This window comes from Streptomyces sp. NPDC057445 (assembly GCF_042802855.1).
GTDB lineage: Bacteria > Actinomycetota > Actinomycetes > Streptomycetales > Streptomycetaceae > Streptomyces.
The window spans coordinates 167,253-186,170 of the sequence record NZ_JBHVDH010000001.1; the positions used below are offsets into that span (position 1 = coordinate 167,253).

Sequence of the window (18,918 nt, forward strand, 5' to 3'; positions counted from 1 at the left end):
CGCAGCGTGCGTACGGCGGGCGGGCCGCGGGGCCCGCCCGGCTGCTGAGGCCCGGGCGCGCGAGCCAGGGCGACCGGGCGGCGCAAACCGACAGCGGCGCCGGCGTGATGGCCGGTGACTATACGACGATTCCCTCGTTCTGCTGAACGTGAGCACCCAGGAACTCGCCCCCGTCTCTGTCGATGTCGAGCAGGCCGAAGCAGCGCTCGTCGAGCACTACCCCCGCCTGGTGCGGATCGCGTATCTCGTGCTGCCTCCGTCCCTCGGCCGCAACCGCCGGGTGCTGACGGCGCATTCCGTCGTGCAGCGCTCGCTGCCGCGCGGCCGGACGGGAACCATGGTCGCAGGGCCGATGCCGGTGGGGCGCGGAGCCGCCGCGCCCGGATATGTGTATGTCCGGGGACAAGTGCTGCGGCAGACGCTTGAGGCGGGGCTTCCGCTGTGGCGGTGGGCCTGGCCGGGACGGGCCCGGTTCCCGCCGCTGCTTCCTCAGGTGTGGGGGCTGCGGCTGTTCCCGCGTTCGGGCGGCGCCGACGAACTCGCCCTGGACCAGCGGCTGTCCGCGCTCTCCGGGCCTGCGCGGGCCGCGTACGTCCTGCGCGGACTCGAGCGGCTGCCCGACGGGGACGTACTGGAGGTCCTCGCAGAGGCCGGTGTCGCGGACCCCGGTGCCGCGCTCCTCGACGCGGAGGGCGCCGCGCCGGAGGGAGCGGGCACGACCGCACTGCTCGACTCCCCCGAGTTCGACCCCTGTTCCCTGCAGGCGCGCCCGACCGATCTGATGCGCCGCCGCCAGCACGCCAAAGCGGCGCTCGCGGCGGTCGCCGCGCTGCTGGTGTGCGGCACCCTGCTCGGGCTGCCGGGCGAGGGCTGGAGCCCGGACGGCGCGGCCGCCCCGCCGTACGCCCGCAACCCGGCGGCCGAGGCCGCCCTGGACCCGGGCAGGCTGCACCGCGTCGCGCCGGCGGCCTGGCAGAGTTCCGCCAGAACCGACTTCTCGGTCTGGCCGGCGCGCGGAACGCTGACCGGCGACAGCGCCCTGCTGCGGCGGGCACTCGCCGTCTGGGCGCGGCCGGGCAGCCTGGTGCAGGTGTCGGCGACCCCCGGCACCCCGCCGGGCCCGCCCATGGGCGCCCCGCAGCTGCTGTTCGCCGGGGCCGTCGACCGGTCGCACGTGGTGCTGTTCCACGACGGGCTGCGGATCGTGCGGTACGCCGAGCCGGGAGACGGCACCACGGGCGGCGCGGCCCTCGACTTCGCGCGCGTCGACGGGGCGGACGCGCCGTCGTCCGGTGCGGTGGTCGTGGGCCGGGGGCAGGGCAACGTCCGTTATCTGACGGCGCCTTGGGTGACCAGGGTCTCGGCGAGCGATCTGCTTGACCCGGCGGCGCCGCCGCGGGCCTTACGGCGGGACGCCCAGGGAGTGACCGATCCACTGGCGAGCCCCGCGACGCGGGACGGGGACTGCCGATCCTGGAACGCGCTGGAGCTGACGGACGCCGACGCCTCCCGGCTCGTGGCCGATCTCGGCGAACTCGCCCCGGCCCGGCTGACCTGGGGCCCGCCGTCGGCACCGACCGATGTGCCGGGCGCGGCGAAGGAGGCCCGGGCCGCCTGGGCGCGCACCGCCTGCCTGCTGCCCTCGATGAGCGCGCACGGCGTGCGCACGGTCAACTCGTGGGAGTACGCGCGCCAGGACCTTCCGGAGAGGAACGGCACCGCCGCCTGGCTGTGCACCCGCGCGGAGACGTGGCGCGGCACGGGCAGCCGTACCCTGGCCCAGTTCCAGGCCCCTTCGTCGCGCGAACCGGCCGACGCCCCCGCCGCGATCGCCGCCGGTTCCCTGGGCTCAGCGGCCTGCGGTCCCCGCGATCCCCGGGTACTGGCGGGGGCCCTGTGGAAGTCCCGGGCCGGACAGTGGTACCTCCTGGCGGCGGGCAGTGAGCAGTTCACCTCGCTGATCGCCTCCGGCGGGGTGCGGGGCAGTGCCCGGGGCAACCTCCTTGCCGTGCGGGCGTCGCAGGGCGCACAGGCGGAACTCGGCGGCCGCCTCGCCGACGGCACGAGACTCGGGGCGCTGCGCTGAATCCCGGGCGAGGGGGGCAGCGTCGTCGCGTCGCAGGACGAGTCGGGGCTGCCGGACCTCGCCTTCCTCAAGTCCATGCCACCGGAACAGCCGTGCCCTGCTGGGGCCCCCACGGCTTGATGGAACGCGGTGGCGCGGGCTCCGCCCGAAGGGGCGGGAGCTTCCGTTGGAGCCCTTCACGGCCCCGGCGACCGGCCCGTCCGGCCCTCCGAGCCCGTCAGGGGAGCAGCAGCCAGTCGGCCGCGAGCGCCGCCACCAGGCCCGCGCCCAGCAGCCAGGTGCCCAGCCTGGTCCGGCCGTGCCGGCTCAGTTCGATGACAACTCCGCACAGGATCATGGCCAGTCCGTACACCCCGACCACCAGGACGGACGTGCGACTGGCCAGCCGCACCGCCAGAACCGCCGCCAGTGCCACGAGCAGGACCGAGGCGACGACGATCCGGAGCGTCCTCGCCTGCCGCGGGGTCATGCCCTCGTGCTCCGGTGCCTGCACCGGCTCGGAGAGCAGCTCCGGAGCCGGCTCCGGAACTGTTGCCGTCTCCGGTGCCGGAACCGGTTCCGGCACCGTTGCCGACTCGGGTACCGGTACCGGCGCCCGTACCGATGCCGGCTCCGGTACCGGTGTCTCCTGGTCAGATGCGGTCATATCCCCGGAGCGTATCGGACCCCGCCGGAGGGCCGCCCGTTACGCTGTTCGTATGACGACCGGGGTTCGCCGCAGGATGGGCGTCGAGGAGCGCAGGCAACAGCTGATCGGAGTGGCACTGGAACTGTTCAGCCACCGCTCCCCCGACGAGGTGTCCATCGATGAGATCGCGGCTGCCGCGGGCATATCGCGCCCGCTCGTCTATCACTACTTCCCCGGAAAGCAGAGCCTGTACGAGGCCGCGCTGCGCCGGGCCGCCGACGAACTGGCCGAACGGTTCATGGAGAAGCACGAAGGGCCGCTCGGCGGACGGCTGCTGCGCGTCATGCGCCGGTTCTTCGACTTCGTGGACGAGCACGGGCCGGGTTTCTCTGCGCTGATGCGCGGCGGTCCCGCCGTCACCGCGGGCGGAGCCTGTTCATTGGGCACAGCGAACACGGCCAACGCCATGATCGACGAGGTCAGGCAGGCCGCGTACGACCAGATCATGGCGCATCTCGGCATCACGGAACCCCCGGCGCGGCTGCGGCTGGTCGTACGGTCCTGGGTGTCGCTCGCCGAGTCGACCGCGCTCATCTGGCTGGACGGACGGGAGATTCCGCGCGCCGAGCTGGAGCTGCAGCTGGTGCACGACTTCGCGGCGCTGGTCGCGGTGCCGGCGGCGTACGACCGCGAGATGGCGGGCGTACTGCTGCGCATCCTCGAGAACGAACCGGCGAACGGGCCCCTCGGTGACCTCGTCGGCCGGATGGCGGCACTCGTACCGCGTGCGGTGCGAGTGCCGGAGCAGCGTGCCTGAGCCGAAGGAAGGCCCAGGCACGCTGCCCGTCGCGAGCTGCGCCGGTCAGCCCCGGCCGAAGACCGCGACCGTGCGGGCGGGGACCGTGAAGGTTCCGGAATCGCGCGCGTAGGACGCCGACTTCACGATCTCGTCGGCGCCTCCCGCCTGCACCGCGTGCAGGGCGTACGCCGTCCCGGCGAGTGCCTCGACGCGCTGGCTCCGCCGCTCCGGTGTGGCGTTGAAGACCACGACCAGGTCGCCCAGGCGCATGGTGATCACGCCCGGTGTCTCGTCCGTGCCCGAGAGCGGGAAGGACAGCGCGGACTGCACCTGGCCCGCCGTGCCGAGGCCGAACACCGGCTCGGTCGTACGGATCCTCAGCAGATCGCCGTACGCCGCGGAGGCCCCGGAGATCTCGGCGCACCCGGGCTTCTGCGCGGCCGCGGCCAGCAGGGGCTTGGCGTAGGGCCACTTCGCCTTGTTGTCGGCGGCGGGCGGCAGGCCACGGCCGAAGCCGTTGCCGTCCCGGCAGTCCCAGTGGATGGCGTTGAACCAGTCGCCGCTGTCGAAGGAGTTGCGGTCCAGCGACTTGGACCGGAGCAGGTCAGAACCCGCCTGTGAGAGCGCGGGCCCCTGGGAGAGGGCGGCCGTCGCCATCGCGAGCACCTGCATACGTGCCCGGTCGGCTGCCGTCACGGACTGCGGCAGCTTGAAGGCGAGCGCGTCGTACAGGCTCTCGTTGTCGTGGGCGTCGGCGTAGGCGAGGGCGTCACCGGGGACGGCCGCATAGCCCGCCGGGGAGCCGTTGTAGTCCACCTCCGAGCCCTTGACCGTGCGGCCGCGGGTGTCGGTGAAGGTGTAAGAGGCCAGGTTGCCGGACAGCCCGACCTTGATCAGGTCCTGGTAGTGGAGCAGCCGGGCCTTCTGCTCGTCCGGGGTGCCGTTCGCCTTGGAGGCGTTGGGGGCGGTGTAGAGGCCCGAGGCGAAGCCCTGGACGCCGGGGTCCTCGTCGAAGGGGCCGCCGCCGCGGACCGCGTCCCGCGCCCGGTCGGAGAAGGTGGCCACACCGGTGCCCGCCATGTTCTTCTGCGTGGCCTGGACGAACCGGGCGTCGTCGGCGATCTCGCCGAAGTTCCAGCCTTCCCCGTACAGGACGATGCTCTTCCCGTCCACGCCGTCCTTCTCCACGGTCAGCGCGTCGAGAGCCTTGCGGACCGCGAGGATGTTGGCCTTCGGGTGGTGGCCCATGAGGTCGAAGCGGAAGCCGTCGACCTTGTACTCCTTGGCCCAGGTGACGACCGAGTCCACGACGAGTTTGCCCATCATGGCGTTCTCGGGCGCGGTGTTGGCGCAGCAGGTGGAGGTGGCCACGGAGCCGTCGGCGAGGAGCCGCTGGTAGTAGCCGGGCACGATCCGGTCGAGGACGGACTTGTCGGCCTGTCCGCTCGCGACGGTGTGGTTGTAGACGACGTCCATGACCGTGCGCAGGCCCGCGCCGTTGAGGCCCTGCACCATCTGCCGGAACTCGACCGTGCGGCGCGTGCCGTCCGGGTCGGAGGCGTAGGAGCCCTCGGGGACGGTGTAGTGCAGCGGGTCGTAGCCCCAGTTGTACGCGTCCTTGGCGGCGGCGGCCGTGACGCACGCCTGCTGTTCCTCGGAGTCCGGGGCGTACACCTTCAGATCACAGGCCGGGACGGCCTGGTCGGACTTCTTCTCGGGAATCGTGCCGATGTCGAAGGCGGGCAGCAGATGGACGTAGGAGGTGCCGTTCGCGGCGAGCGACTTCAGATGCCTCATTCCGGCCGACTCCCGGTCGGTGAAGGCCAGATAGCCGCCGCGGTGCTTCGCCGTGCGGTCCGCGACCGAGAAGTCGCGGATGTGCAGTTCCTGGATCTGGGCGTCCCGGAGCGGGACGGCGGCCGGCTTCTTCAGCCCGGTCCAGCCCTTGGGGGCGAGCTTCGGGTCCGCCAGGTCGACGACGAGGCTTCGGGCCGAGTCGGTGGTCAGGGCGGTCGCGTACGGGTCGGTGACCTTGTTCGTGACGAGCTTCTGGACGCCGGAAGCCCAGACGGTCACCGCGTAGCGGTAGGGCTTTCCGCGCCAGCCGGCGGGGCCGGTGACCGACCAGACGCCGGAGGTGTCGTCGCGGTGCATCGGGACGGTCTTCCCGTCGAGTTCGAGGGAGACCTTCCGGGCGGTCGGCGCCCAGAGGGACAGGGTCGGGCGGCCCTTGCGGAACACCGGGCCGAGTGCCGCGCCCGTCGCCTTCCGCCCGTACAGATCGTCGAGCACGCCCGGGATCTGGACGCCGGTGGCGGCGAGCAGGGCGCCGTTGGCGGCGCGCTGGGTGGCGACGAGCTGGCCGCGCAGGGCGTCGCGGACGTGGTCACGGTCGCGCGGGTCGACGGTGTAGGCCGGATAGTCCTTCAGGTGCGGGAACTTCGCCTTCTGTGCGTCGGTCAGCGCGGACCTGGTCAGGCGCAGCCAGCGGGCGTCGCCGGTGACAGCGCCGTCCTTGACCGCGATCGAGCCGTCGCGGGAGTGGAGCAGCTGGCTGGAGGCCGCGGCGTCACTGCTCTTCCACGCGAGGGTGTCCTCGTCGATCCATACGGCGTGGGACTTGGTGAGGTCCAGGGCCGCGCCGCTGCCCTTGGGCTGCGGGAGCAGGTACCTCTCGTGGCCGGCGAGCATCCACACCTCGTGGCCGTCGGCCTTGAGGTCGAGGGACTGGTCGGCGGGCAGGTCCTTCTCGTCGCCCTTGTGCAGGATGTAGCTGAGCGAGGTGGCTCCGGGAGCGAGCGGCACCTCGAAGACGGCACCGTAGGAGTCGGTGCGTACGGGCTCCAGGGGCTTGGACCAGTCGGTGGGGTTCGCGGCTCCGGTCCAGGTGTGCAGGCCCCAGCCCGCGTAGTTCGCGTCGGTGCGCTTGTAGTGCAGGATCGCCTTGCCGGTGTCCTGGGGAGGGTAGGCGCCTTCGGGTGCGGAGTTCCCGACCTCGGGCCTGCCCTGCTCGATCCACACCTCGCCGGTCCTGGAGAGGTCGATCGAGCGATCGGCGTCCACGTCCTTCACGCCGTCCTTGTCGACGGCGATGAAGCCGACGGAGGAGGCGCCGGGCTTCAGCTTCACGTAGGCGAAGGCACCGTACGCGTCGCGGCCGGTGAACGGCTTGCCCGCGGGCCAGGTGGTTCCTTCGCCGTCGGCGATGTCGCCCCAGGTGTAGAGGCCCCAGTCGGCGTAGTCGCCCGAGGGACGCTTGTAGTGCACCACCGCGTAGTCCCGCTGGGCGGCGCTCGGGGGCTGTTCGACGGCAGGGGCTCCACTGGTCGTGCCGGCGGTGGCGCTCGCCGTGCGGCCCCTGCTGTCGACGACGACGGCCTTGTACCGCAGCGGGGTTGTGGCGGGGACCTCGTCGCCGACGTGGTGGGTGACCTTGTAGGGAGCGTGGTCGGCCGAGCCGAGCACCTGCCACTCGCCGTTTCCGGTCTGGGCGGCGAAGACGACACGGTTCAGGCCGCCGCCGTCGACGTCGGCGCTGACCTCGACGGTGCCGGTGGCACCGGCCGCGGGTGCCTTGAGAGCGATGGCGGGCCTGGCGACGGGGGCTGCGAGGGGTCCGGCCGCCTTGAGCACCACGGAGGACAGCGCGGGAACCTTGATGGTGATCTTCTTGTCGGAGCCGCTGGTGAGGGTCCCGGCACCGCCGTGGAGGGTGCGGAAGTCCATGTCGGCGGAGCCGGTCGGGATCTCGACCGTCTTCTGCTCGGTGGCGTTGTTCAGCGCGACGACGTATTCGGTCCTGGACCTGCCGTCCGTGCGGGAGAACGCGTACACACCCGGGCCGTCGGCGGCGTACCGCTCGGTCTGGATGCCGTCGCGGAGTGCCGGGTTGGCCCTGGTGAGCGCGGCGAGCCCGGCGATCTGCCGGTACAGCGGGTGCCGTGTGTCGTACGCGGCGGACGCGTGGGTGCGGTCGGTGCCGAGCTGGTCGTCGTCGAGGTAGTCGGGGGTCTTCGAGGCGAAGAGCGTCTGGCGGGCGTCCTTGTCGCCGCCCGCGCCGGTGAAGCCCTGTTCGTCGCCGTAGTAGACGACGGGATTGCCCCGGGAGAAGAACATCAGCTCGTTGGCGAGCCGGGAGCGCTTGATCAGCTCGGCGTCGTCGGCCTTGGCGTTGTCCTGCTTCAGGAAGGTGCCGAAGCGTCCCATGTCGTGGTTGCCGAGGAAGGACACCGACTCGTAGGCGTTTGCCTTGTCGGTGGTGTAGCGGTAGTCCTGCGCGAACACCTGGGCGAGCCTGGCCGCGGAGCCGCCCTGCGAGGCGTAGGTGCGGGCGGCGTCCTGGAACGGGAAGTCCAGCGTGGAGTCGAGCCTGCCCCTGGTCACGTACGGCGAAGTGACGGCCGGGTCGGCGGAGTAGACCTCGCCGAACATGAAGAAGTCGTCCCGGCCGTGCTTCGCTGCGTATCCGTCGAGCGCGGTGGCCCACCGGGTCCAGAACTCGGTGTTGACGTGCTTGACGGTGTCGATGCGGAAGCCGTCGATGTCGAAGTCGCGCACCCAGCGCTGGTAGATCTTCTTCATGCCCTCGACGACCTCTGGACGCTCGGTCCACAGGTCGTCGAGTCCGGCGAAGTCGCCGTGGCCGGAGGACTCGCCCGCGAAGGTCGAGTCGCCCCGGTTGTGGTACATCGTCGGGTCGTTGAGCCAGGACGGGACCTTGAGGTTCTTCTTGTCCTCGGGCACGACGGGCGTGCGCGGGAAGGAGTCCCGGACCGTGCTCGGGAAGCGCCTGGTGCCGTCGGCGTAGTCGCTGTCGTCGAAGGGCACTCCGTCCTTGGTGAGATAGGGGAAGGCGCCCTTGGACAGATAGCCGTACGACTTCTCCTTGTAGTCGACGACGTCGGCGGTGTGGTTGGTGATGACGTCGAAGAAGACCTTCATGCCCTTGGCGTGGGCGCGGTCGATGAGCTTCTCGAGGTCCGCGTTGGTGCCGAAGTGCGGGTCGACCTGGGTGAAGTCCGTGATCCAGTAGCCGTGGTAGCCGGCCGAGGCGTCCTTCCCCGTTCCCTGTACGGGCTGGTTCTTGAAGATCGGAGCCAGCCAGATGGCCGTGGTGCCGAGGCCCTTGATGTAGTCGAGGCGCCGGGTCAGGCCCTTGAGGTCACCGCCCTGGTAGAAGCCCTTGTCCGTGGGGTCGTAGCCGGTCTCCAGCCGCGAACCCGTCAGGCCGCCGCGGTCGTTGCCGCCGTCGCCGTTCGCGAACCGGTCCGGGAGCACGAAGTAGAACTGTTCCCGGGTCAGGTCGTGCCGCGCGGGCTGCGCGGCGAGCTTGGCGTCGGACGGTGGCGAGGGCGGCTTCGCGGCTGCGGCGGGTACGGCGGGCGCGAGTGCCGCACACAGGGCGGCCGCCAGCGTGGCCGCGGTGGCTCTGCGCCTGCCGCGCAGGGGGCGTATCACGTGTGACTCCTTCTTCGGTGGGGCTCGGTCGGTGGGGGCGAGGTGCACCTGCGGCGGGCTTCTCCCTCACCCCTCCCCTTCCGAATCGGGGGTCCGCCCTCGAACGGGGTCCGGGCGGAGCCCCGATCCAGGAAGGGCGGGGGAAGAACCCGCTACGGGCGCCACCCCCAGGGCGCTACCCGCAGGTCCGCGCGCCCGCGTGCAGTGCGACCGCGGTGTTGGGGCCCAGGGTCCGGGTGAACTGGCCGGAGCCGTTCACCGTCACACCTGTGCCTGACTGGACGTCGCAGTAGTTGCCCGCGGGCAGTGAGGTCTGGAACGTCCGTGTCAGCGAGGACGATTCGTGGTTGACGGCCACGTACGCCTTGTTGCCGCGTCCGAAGGCGACGGCGTCGGCTCCGTTGTCCCACCAGTTGGTGACCGACTGGCCGCGGGACTGGTTGCGGAAGGCGACCATCGAGGAGATCTCGCGCCATTGGTGCTGGCACTTCCAGCCGCCGCTGTAGCAGGCGTTGACGGTACCGCCGTTGGGCGGGCCCGCGTCCTTGTCCGACCACTCGTACCCGGAGTGGACGTCAGGGGAACCGTAGGGCCAGGCCAGCATGAAGACGTTCGCCAGCGTGTAGTTGGCGCCGTCCTTGTAGTTGAGGGTGTCGCCGCCGCGCTCGGTGTCGTGGTTGTCGACGAAGACGGCGGACTGACCGCTCGGCATGTAGCCCCAGCCCTCGCCGTAGTTCTTCAGATAGGCGAGGTTCTCGTTGTTGAAGACCCGCTTGAGGTCGCGGGCGTAGCGGAACTCCTGGACGTCGCCGTTGCCCAGGTATTCGCTGGGCTGGACGGCCTCACCGGCGCCGAAGATGGCCTCCTGCTTCCAGTACGCGCCCGGGTTGGTGAGCTTCGCCTTGATCGCGGCGAGGTCGGCGGCCGGCATGTGCTTGGCGGCGTCGATCCGGAAGCCGTCGACGCCCAGCGACAGCAGGTCGTTCATATAGCCCGCGATCCTGGAACGGACGTACTCCTCACCGGTGTCGAGGTCCGCGAGCTGCACCAGTTCGCAGTGCTGGACGTTCACCCGGTCCTGGTAGTTGGTGATCTCCGCGGTGCAGTCGTCCATGTCCCAGGAGGAGTACAGGCCGGGGTAGCCGTACTTGGTGTACGAGGAGCCTCCGGTACCCGTCCCGGAGGCGGAGGCCATGTGGTTGATGACGGTGTCGGCGACGACCTTGACGCCCGCCGCGTGACAGGCGTTGACCATGTTCGTGAACGCGGTGCGGTCGCCCAGCCGCCCCGCGATCCGGTAGCTGACGGGCTGGTACGAGGTCCACCACTGGGGGCCCTGGATGTGCTCCTGCGGCGGGGAAACCTGTACGTACCCGTAACCGGCGGGGCCCAGCGTGTCGGTGCACGCCCGGGCGACGGAGTCGAAGCGCCATTCGAAGAGGACGGCGGTGACGTCCTTGGTGCCGGGCGGAGCCGCCTGCGCGGCTCCCCCCGGCGCGATCACCACAGCCGCTGCTCCCGCCACGAGGGCGATTGCGGCGGCCAGAGATCTGCTGGCCATGTGGTCCTCCTGCGGCTCAGGAAGGGAAAGTTCGGGGCGGAGGGTGGGAAGGAACAAGTGCGGAGGGTGGGAAGGAACAAGTGCGGAGGGTGGGAAGGAACAAGTGCGGGGGTCGGGAAGGAACAGAGCGGAGGGCCGGTGGGGATTGAATGTTCTTGCTGCAAAGCTGCAAGACCCTCTGCGCAGGTGACCGTAGGGCCAGACCGTCAATCGGTCAACAGTTCTGACATCTGTACGACTCATGGAAGACATGGCTCCGCAAGAACTTTCAGCGGAGCGCCGAGCGCATGACGCCGCGCGACGGCCGCGCGCCGACGACCTCGGCCGCCCTTCCGGGCAGAGAAGAAGGAGCACGCCGGGGCCCGGTCACCCCGGCCGGACTCCGCGCACTCGACGCGCGCGCCGACACATCCGGGCACCCTCGCGTCGCATGCGCGGGCTTCCGCGACGGCGAACCCGCGGAGACCGACGCCGATGCGCTGTCCGCTAGCCGCGGACTGCGGCGACCGCCTCGTCGAAGGCCCGCTCCATGTCGAGCGTGCCGCCGCTGCGCACCCAGGCTTCGGTCGCGGCTTCGGAACAGGCCAGGGCGCAGGCTACGAGCGCATGGGCACGCAACTGGACCATCGGGTCCGCGGCGGCACCCAGCCGCCTGGAGATGTCCGGCACGAGCAGCTCCGCCCACTTCTGGCGCTTCTCCAGCTGACGCGCCCGGAGAGAGGGGGAGGCATGGAGCATGCCGGTGACCTTGAGGAAGTCCTCCGGTGAGTACGGGAGCGACTCGAAGAGTGTCTTGAGGGCCGCCCGGAGCGCTTCCCACGGGGACTCGCCCGCCGGACGGGCCTCCAGCGCGGCCTGGAGGACCGTGCCGTGCTCGGCATGGTCACCGAGCACGATGTCTTCCTTGGTGCCGAAATAGCGGAACAGGGAGCGCCGCGAGATGCCGATCTCGCCGGCGATCTGCTCCATGGTGGTGGCCTCGAAGCCGTGCTCGAGGAACAGCCGCATCGCGGTGGCGACGATCTCGGTCCGAACCGCTCGCCGGGTGCGCTCTCTCAGCCCTGCCGGGCGGCCCTCGCGATCGTTCATGGTGTTCAGCCTACCGCCTTCCGCACTCAGTGCCGTACTGGCACTGTGTGACAGATTGGGCGTAGGGTGCCAGAGCAGTGTCATCGCTGAGCGTCCACCACCCCCGGGAGCAGCCCATGAGCGCCGTCGACTATCGCGGCCAGACCACCTTGATCACCGGTGCCAGTGCCGGCATCGGCGCCGAGTTCGCCCGCCGGCTCGCCGCGCGCGGCTCGCACGTCGTCCTCGTCGCCCGCCGTCAGGAACGCCTGGAGAAGCTGGCCGCCGAACTCGCCGCGGCTCACGGTGTGCAGGCCACGGCCATCCCACTCGACCTGAGCCGGCCCGCCGCGGGACAGACCCTCGCCGAGGAAGTGGCACGACGTGGCCTGAGCGTGACGAGCGTCGTGAACAACGCGGGGTTCGGCACGTTCGGTCCGTTCCACACCGAAGACCCGCAACGCCTGTGGGAGGAGATCTGCGTCGACGTCGCAGGCGTCGTGGACATCAGCCGGGCGTTCATCGAGCCGCTGCGGGCCGCCGGCAACGGAGTGCTGATCAATGTCGCGAGCATGGCCGCGTACTTCCCCGTCCCGAACATGGCCGTCTACGCGGCGGCCAAGGCGTTCGTGCTGAGTTTCACCGAGGCCCTGTGGCACGAATCCCGTGGCACCGGCCTGCGCGTGCTCGCACTGTCCCCCGGCGCGACCAGTACCGAGTTCTTCGACGTCATCGGCACGGATGCCGCGGACGGCGGCGGCAAACGCCAGACCCCCGAGGAGGTGGTGGCGACAGCGTTGCGGACACTCGACCGCCGCACTCCACCGCCGAGCGTCGCCTCCGGTCGGCTCAACCGCGCGATGTCGAGCCTGGGCCGGGGGCTGAGCAGGCGTCGCGCGGTCATGCTCATGGGCTCCATGACCGCAGCCGGCTAGGGTCTTTCGTTCGGATCAGGCCGGATCCGAACGAAAGACCCCGGGTCTGACCGCAGGGGCCGGCCGGGTCTCCCCGGGTGGCTGGTCAACGACCTGAGCACGGGGTACGCGGACTCGGGAACTCCCGTGCGTCACCTGGCCCGTGGGACATCGCGGCCCGTCGGCCGGTGGTGGCACGCAGGCTCAGCGCGACGGCCGCGCCGTCGACTCCCGCACCACCAGCTCCGGCTGGAAGACGTACTCCGTGCTCGGTACGGGATTGCCGCGGATCTCCTCCAGCAGCGCGCCCACCGCCGCCGATGCCATGGCCTGCACCGGCTGCCGCACCGTCGTCAGCGGCGGATCGGTGAACGGGATGAGCGGCGAGTCGTCGTAGCCGACCACGGACAGCTCGCCCGGCACGTCGAGCCCGCGCTCCCGGGCAGCCCTGATCACGCCGAGCGCCATCATGTCGCTTCCGCAGACGATGCCGGTGCAGCCCGCGTCGATCAGTTCGGCGGCGGCCGCGTGCCCGCCCTCGACGCTGAACAGGGTGTGCCGGACGTAACGTTCGGCGCCGGCACCGGCCGCCTGGACGAATCCCTCCGTCTTGCGCCGCGACGGCACGTACCGTACGGGCCCGACCGCGAGTCCGATGCGCTCGTGGCCCAGCTCGGCCAGATGGCGCACGGCCATGGTCGCGGCCATGTGGTCGTCGGTCGAGACGAAGGGCGCCGACACCCGCTCGTTGTAGCCGTTGATGAGGACGAACGGCACCTTGCGTGCGGTGAGTTCGGCATAGCGGGCGGGGTCGGCCGATGTGTCGGCGTGCAGCCCGGACAGGAAGACGATGCCGTCGACGCCGCTCTCCTCCAGCTGCTCGACCAGCTCGTCCTCCGTCGCCCCGCCCGGCTGCTTGGCGCACAGCAGGGGCGTGTAGCCGTGACCGGCCAGCGCCTGCTCGACGACCTGCGCGAAGGCCGGGAAGACCGGGTTGGTCAGCTCAGGGACCACCAGTCCGACCAGCCCGGCGCTGCGGCGGCGCAGTCGTACGGGGCGCTCGTAGCCGAGGACGTCGAGGGCCGCGAGCACCCTGGTCCTGGTCGCCGCAGAGACACCCGGCTTGGCGTTGAGCACTCGGCTGACCGTGGCCTCGCTGACTCCCGACTGGGCCGCGATGTCGGCGAGCCGAGGGGCGCCCGCGCCGGCACCCCTCGGCCTGGGGATCGTCACACCGTCCACCACACCGTGGTGTCGGCGGGCAGAACGATCTCGCTCTCGCCCGTGGCGGCGACCGGCCCGCTGGCCAGCAGCAGCGTGCCGGGGGCCGGGATGCGTACCGGCGTGCCGGTGGTGTTGGTGGTGCAGACGAAGCCTTCGCGGGCGAGTGCCAGGACGCCCTCGGGCGCCTCCAGCCAGGTCACCGAGTCACCCGCACCCAGCCCCGGGTGCTCACGGCGCACCGCCAGCGCCGCCCGGTACAGCTCCAGCGTCGAGCCCGGAACCCCCGTCTGCGCCTCCACACTCAGCCCCGACCACTCCCCGGGCTGCGGAAGCCAGCTCCCCCCACTGCCGAACCCGTACGAGGAACCCTCCCGCGTCCACGGGATCGGCACCCGGCACCCGTCCCGGAAACCGTCCTGCCCCTCCGCCCGGAAGAACGACGGATCCTGCCGCACCTCGTCCGGCAGATCCGTCACATCCGGCAGACCCAGCTCCTCACCCTGATACACATACGCCGAACCCGGCAACGCCAGCATCAGCAACGACGCCGCACGCGCCCGACGCAGACCCAGCTCACGGTCGCCCTGCTCACGCAACTGGGTACCGAGGCCGGGCGGGTTGCCGAAACGCGTGGCGTGACGGGTGACGTCGTGGTTGGACAGCACCCAGGTGGTGGGCGCGCCGACCGGGCGCATCGCGGCCAGCGAGCCGTCGATGACCTCGCGCAGCTCCTTCGCGTCCCAGTTGGTGCCCAGATACTGGAAGTTGAAGGCCTGGTGCATCTCGTCGGGGCGCACGTACATGGCGGTGCGCTCGACGGTCGGGGTCCATGCCTCGGCGACGAGGATGCGCTCGCCTTCGTACTCGTCGAGGATCCGCCGCCAGGAGCGGTAGATCTCATGGACGCCGTCCTGGTCGAAGAACGGCATGACGTCGTTGCCGAGCAGCTTCAGCTGGTCGCTGCCGCCGATGTCGGGCAGGCCCGCCGCCTTGACCAGACCGTGGGCGACGTCGACGCGGAAGCCGTCGGCACCCAGGTCCAGCCAGAAGCGCAGGATCGAGCGGAACTCGTCCTGGACGGCGGGGTGTTCCCAGTTGAAGTCGGGCTGCTCCGGCGCGAAGAGGTGGAGGTACCACTCTCCCCCGGCCTCCGGCTGGGAGGTGCCACCCTTGCCGTCCGGCACCTCGACCCGGGTCCAGGCCGGTCCGCCGAAGATGGACTCCCAGTCGTTGGGCGGCAGTTCGCCGTTCTCGCCCCTGCCGGGACGGAAGTGGAAGCGCTCGCGCAGCCGGGAGCCGGAGCCCTCGCGCAGCGCCTGCCGGAACCAGTCGTGCCGGTCGGAGCAGTGGTTGGGCACGATGTCGACGATGACGCGCAGATCCAGCGCGTGTGCGCTCCGGATCAGTGCGTCGGCGTCGTGGAGGGTGCCGAACATGGGGTCGATGGCCCGGTAGTCGGCGACGTCGTAACCGGCGTCGGCCTGCGGGGACGCGTAGAACGGGCTGAGCCAGACCGCGTCGACGCCGAGCTCCTTGAGATAGGGGAGTCTGCTGCGTATGCCCGCGAGATCGCCCATGCCGTCACCGTTGCCGTCGGCGAAGCTGCGCGGATAGACCTGGTAGATCACCGCGTCCCGCCACCAGCCGGTGGTGTGCGTGCCACTCGTCGGGTGGGTGGGGGCGGCGAGGTGCTGGGTCATTTCATCCCTGGGTGTCGTCGGATGCGGAAGGAACGTACGCATGTGAGTCGTGGGGGGACGCTCAGCCCTTGACGGCGCCGGCCGATACGCCGGTCACCAGGTGCCGCTGCGCGAAGAGGAAGACGATCGCGGCGGGAACCGCGATGAGCACGGACGCCGCGGTCATCGGGCCCCACTGGGCGCCGTACTGGTTGACGAACTTCTGCAGTCCGCCCGCCAGTGTGAGGTTCTCGTCACCGACCATGAAGGCGGAGGCATAGGCGACCTCGCCCCACGCGGTGATGAAGGAGTAGAACGCGGTCACCGCGATCCCGGGCTTGGCCAGCGGCAGGATCAGCCGCCAGAAGGTGCCGAACGGGGTGAGCCCGTCCACCTGCCCGGACTCGTCGATCTCCCGCGGAATGGTGTCGAAGAAGCCCTTCATCATCCAGGCGCAGAACGGCACGGCGATGGTGAGGTACGTGATGACCAGACCGGCCGGCTCGTTGAGCAGGCCCATGCCCGCCATGATGTTGTAGATCGGCACGATCAGGACCGCGACCGGGAACATCTGGGTGATGAGCAGGGTCCACATCAGCCCGCGTTTTCCGGGGAAGCGGAAGCGGCTGACGGCGTAGCCGGTGGTGGCGGCGACGAAGACGCCGAGGACCGTGGTGAGGCCCGCGACGACCAGCGAGTTGCCGAACCAGGTGAGGAACGGGGTGTCGTTCAGCAGCCCGGTGTAGTTCTCGAACGTCGTCTCTTTGAAGAAGTCCGTGGTCGTGGCGTACTGCGCCGGCTTGATGGAGGTCAGGAAGACCCACAGCACCGGGAAGACGGCGATCACGGACGCGACGAGGAGCGTCAGATGCAGCGCGGCCGATGCGAGCGGCGAACGGCATCCCCTCACGGGAGCGTTGCCCGGGACGTTGGTCGTGGTCACCAGGTTTCTCCCTGCTTGCGGAGGACTCGCCGGTAGACCGCGGCGAAGAGCATCAGGAGGACGAGGATCAGCACGCCCCACGTCGAGGACTGCGCGAAGTCGCGCGGGCTGATCTCGAACGAGAACTTGTACGCCTGGGTCACCAGGATCTGGGTCGCCTCACCGGGACCGCCCCGCGTCAGCAGGAAGATCACCGGGAACATGTTGAAGGTCCAGATGGTGCTCAGCAGGATGACGGTGGTGGACACCGACCTCAGGCCGGGCATGGTGATGTGGCGGAACCGCTGCCAGGCATTGGCGCCGTCCATCTCGGCGGCCTCGTACAACTCGCCGGGAATCGACTGCAGACCGCCGAGCAGGGCGACCATCATGAACGGGACGCCGAGCCAGACGTTCACGGCAATCACCGAGAACTTGGCCCACAGCGGATCGTTGAGCCACGGCACGGCGTCGATGCCGCCGCCCGCGAGGAGCTTGTTGAGCAGGCCGTTGTTCTCGTTGTAGAGGAAGCGCCAGGCGAAGACGGAGACGAAGCCCGGCACGGCCCAGGGCAGGACCAGCATCATCCGGTAGAACGACCGGCCGGCGATCCTGCGGTTGAGGATGTTGGCGAGGGCGAGACCCAGGGCGAAGGTGACGGCCACGCAGGAGACCGTCCACACCAGCGTCCACCCGAGGGTGTCGAGGAACTGGCTGCCGGTGAGCGCGTCGGCGTAGTTGTCGAGTCCTACGTATTCATAGGTCGCCGGGAGGTGGTTGACCCCGATCGACCGCTCGACGTTGCGCTCGTTGGCGTTCGTGAAGGACAGATACACGCCGCGGAAGAGCGGATAGCCGATGATCACCCCGATCACGATCACCACAGGGGCGACCATGGTCCAGGCGTACCAGTGGGTGGTGAGCGCGCGGCGCAGTGGACCGGGCGCTCCTGCGGAGTCGCGGCGATGGCCGCGGGCCCTGTTGGGCTCCGCGGCCTTCGCCACCGACTGGCCGCTGGTGTGGACAGCCATCAGTCGGTCTCTTCCCTTACTTCCAGTCCTTGAGGAGCTTGCGGTAGGCGTCGCCCGCCGCCGAGGCTCCCTTCTCCGGGGTGGTCTGGCCGGTGAGGACCTTGGTGTACTCGGTCACGAGCGGGGCGAAGAGGCTGCCGCCCTCGGGGATCCAGGGACGCTCGACGGCCTTGTCGACGGCCGGCTTGAAGAAGCCGACGATCTCGTTGGCCGCGACCTGCGGGTCGGAGTAGACGGAGGTGCGGGTCGGGAGCAGGTTGAGCTCCTTGGCGACCTGGGTCTGGGCCTCGACGGAGCTCATGTACTCGACGAAGGCGTAGGAGGCGGCGAGGTTCTTGGAGCCCGCGTAGACGGCGAGGTTGTGGCCGCCCTGCGGGGCGCCCTGGCCGTCCGTGCCGGCCGGCACCGGGGCGATGCCCAGGTTCGCCTTGTCCTTGAACTCCTTGCCGGCGTAGGTGTCGGCGACGGCCCACGGGCCGTTGATCATCATGGCGACCTTGCCGTCCTTGAAGGCCGTCTGCATGTTGTTCCAGCCGTCGGTGGCGTCGGTCTTGGCGGCGCCGGAGTCGACCAGGTCCTTGACGACCTTCATGGCCTTGACGCCGGCCGGGTTGTCGACCGTGATCTTCTTGTTCTTGGCGTCGACCAGGTCGCCGCCCTCGCCGTAGAGGAAGGACAGGAACCAGTAGGCGTCGTCGCCGCGCAGGTACATACCGGTCTTGCCGGTCTTGTCCTTGATCGCCTTGGCGGCGGTCTTCAGCTCGGCGATGGTGCCGGGGACCTCGACGCCGGCGTCCTTGAAGATCTTCTTGTTGTAGAAGACGCCCATGGTGTCGATGACCTGCGGGACGGCGTAGGTCTTGCCGTCGTACTTCGTGGAGGCGGCGGCCTGCTCCAGGAAGTCCTTCTCGTTCTTCAGGGCCGGCGTGCCGTCGAGCGGGGCGAGGTAGCCGAGGTCGGCGAACTCGGGGGTCCAGGCGACCTCCGAGCGGATGACGTCGGGGGCGCCGGAGCCGGACTGGGCGGCGTTCTTGAACTTGTTCTGCGCCTCACCGAAGGGCACGTTCACATACTTGATCTTGACGTCGGGGTGCTTCTTGGTGAAGTCCTCGGCGAGCTTCTTGAAGACCTTGTCCTCGCTGCCGACGGTCGAGGTGTCCCACCAGGTGACCGTGCCGGACAGCTTGCCGCCCGAGCTGCCGTTCGCGCCCTCGGTGTCGTCGCCGCCGCACGCGGTCGCCGTGAGCGCCAGGCCCGCGACCAGAGCGGTGGCCGCTATGCCACGTCGCATGTGAACTCCTTCGATGGGGCCGCTCCATCACGGCGCCGATTCGTCGAGGAACGTAACAAGGTTGAAAGAAGACCGAAAGAGCTTGCGAGAGATTTCCGCAAGACACGGCGATCGTTACATCCGCGTGTCCTCACGGTTGCCGTCACGGACCTTGTCAGCCAAGGGTTCGTACGCTTCCGGCCTCGCCTGACCGCCCACGACAGCGTGCACGACCGATTGCCATGAGTTGCGTAACTGCTTCCGCAAGAGATTGCAGCG

General features: G+C 70.1%; 11 protein-coding genes and 1 pseudogene. 3 read left to right on the forward strand and 9 right to left on the reverse strand.

The window, feature by feature from the left end; translation table 11 throughout:
* Nucleotides 1–139 precede the first annotated feature (139 nt).
* Nucleotides 140–2,086, forward strand: coding sequence for a hypothetical protein (locus tag ACFU5O_RS00735; protein ID WP_384236328.1), 1,947 nt, complete (start codon nt 140–142; stop codon nt 2,084–2,086).
* Nucleotides 2,087–2,303: 217 nt separating this feature from the next.
* Here the strand turns inward: ACFU5O_RS00735 and ACFU5O_RS00740 are convergent, their stop codons facing one another.
* Complete coding sequence (locus tag ACFU5O_RS00740; protein WP_384234675.1) at nt 2,304–2,732, reverse strand: hypothetical protein; 429 nt, start codon at nt 2,730–2,732, stop codon at nt 2,304–2,306.
* Nucleotides 2,733–2,784: 52 nt separating this feature from the next.
* On the opposite strand from ACFU5O_RS00740, the gene ACFU5O_RS00745 reads away from it, so the two are divergent.
* Nucleotides 2,785–3,531, forward strand: a complete 747-nt coding sequence (locus ACFU5O_RS00745) for a TetR/AcrR family transcriptional regulator (protein WP_384234677.1) — start codon at nt 2,785–2,787, stop codon at nt 3,529–3,531.
* A gap of 45 nt (nt 3,532–3,576) precedes the next feature.
* Here the strand turns inward: ACFU5O_RS00745 and pulA are convergent, their stop codons facing one another.
* From pulA to ACFU5O_RS00760, 3 genes and pseudogenes are all read right to left on the reverse strand, one after another.
* On the reverse strand, nt 3,577–8,970 hold the full coding sequence (pulA, locus tag ACFU5O_RS00750; protein ID WP_384234680.1) for a pullulanase-type alpha-1,6-glucosidase: 5,394 nt from the start codon (nt 8,968–8,970) through the stop codon (nt 3,577–3,579).
* Nucleotides 8,971–9,148: 178 nt separating this feature from the next.
* Nucleotides 9,149–10,531: pseudogene (locus ACFU5O_RS00755) on the reverse strand (alpha-amylase family protein); the annotation flags it as partial.
* Nucleotides 10,532–11,017: 486 nt separating this feature from the next.
* The gene (locus tag ACFU5O_RS00760) at nt 11,018–11,620 is read right to left on the reverse strand and encodes a TetR/AcrR family transcriptional regulator (RefSeq protein ID WP_384234683.1); all 603 of its coding nucleotides are present in this window, start codon (nt 11,618–11,620) and stop codon (nt 11,018–11,020) included.
* Nucleotides 11,621–11,736: 116 nt separating this feature from the next.
* On the opposite strand from ACFU5O_RS00760, the gene ACFU5O_RS00765 reads away from it, so the two are divergent.
* Nucleotides 11,737–12,534: an SDR family NAD(P)-dependent oxidoreductase gene (locus tag ACFU5O_RS00765; protein WP_384234686.1), complete on the forward strand. Its 798-nt coding sequence runs from the start codon at nt 11,737–11,739 to the stop codon at nt 12,532–12,534.
* A 183-nt stretch (nt 12,535–12,717) separates the two neighbouring features.
* On the opposite strand, the gene ACFU5O_RS00770 is transcribed toward ACFU5O_RS00765, so the two are convergent.
* The 5 genes from ACFU5O_RS00770 to ACFU5O_RS00790 all read right to left on the reverse strand — a co-directional run bounded on the left by ACFU5O_RS00770 (nt 12,718) and on the right by ACFU5O_RS00790 (nt 18,660).
* Nucleotides 12,718–13,758: a LacI family DNA-binding transcriptional regulator gene (locus tag ACFU5O_RS00770; RefSeq protein WP_384234689.1), complete on the reverse strand. Its 1,041-nt coding sequence runs from the start codon at nt 13,756–13,758 to the stop codon at nt 12,718–12,720.
* A complete protein-coding gene (locus tag ACFU5O_RS00775) occupies nt 13,743–15,437 on the reverse strand; it encodes a glycoside hydrolase family 13 protein (RefSeq protein ID WP_384234692.1) in 1,695 nt (564 codons plus the stop codon). The genes ACFU5O_RS00770 and ACFU5O_RS00775 overlap by 16 nt, the downstream gene beginning before the upstream one ends.
* A 61-nt stretch (nt 15,438–15,498) precedes the next feature.
* On the reverse strand, nt 15,499–16,359 hold the full coding sequence (locus ACFU5O_RS00780; protein ID WP_384234694.1) for a sugar ABC transporter permease: 861 nt from the start codon (nt 16,357–16,359) through the stop codon (nt 15,499–15,501).
* Nucleotides 16,356–17,369, reverse strand: a complete 1,014-nt coding sequence (locus tag ACFU5O_RS00785) for a carbohydrate ABC transporter permease (protein ID WP_384234696.1) — start codon at nt 17,367–17,369, stop codon at nt 16,356–16,358. Before ACFU5O_RS00785 ends, ACFU5O_RS00780 begins: the two co-directional genes overlap by 4 nt.
* Nucleotides 17,370–17,385: 16 nt before the next feature.
* A complete protein-coding gene (locus ACFU5O_RS00790) occupies nt 17,386–18,660 on the reverse strand; it encodes an extracellular solute-binding protein (RefSeq protein WP_384234698.1) in 1,275 nt (424 codons plus the stop codon).
* Nucleotides 18,661–18,918: the final 258 nt, after the last annotated feature.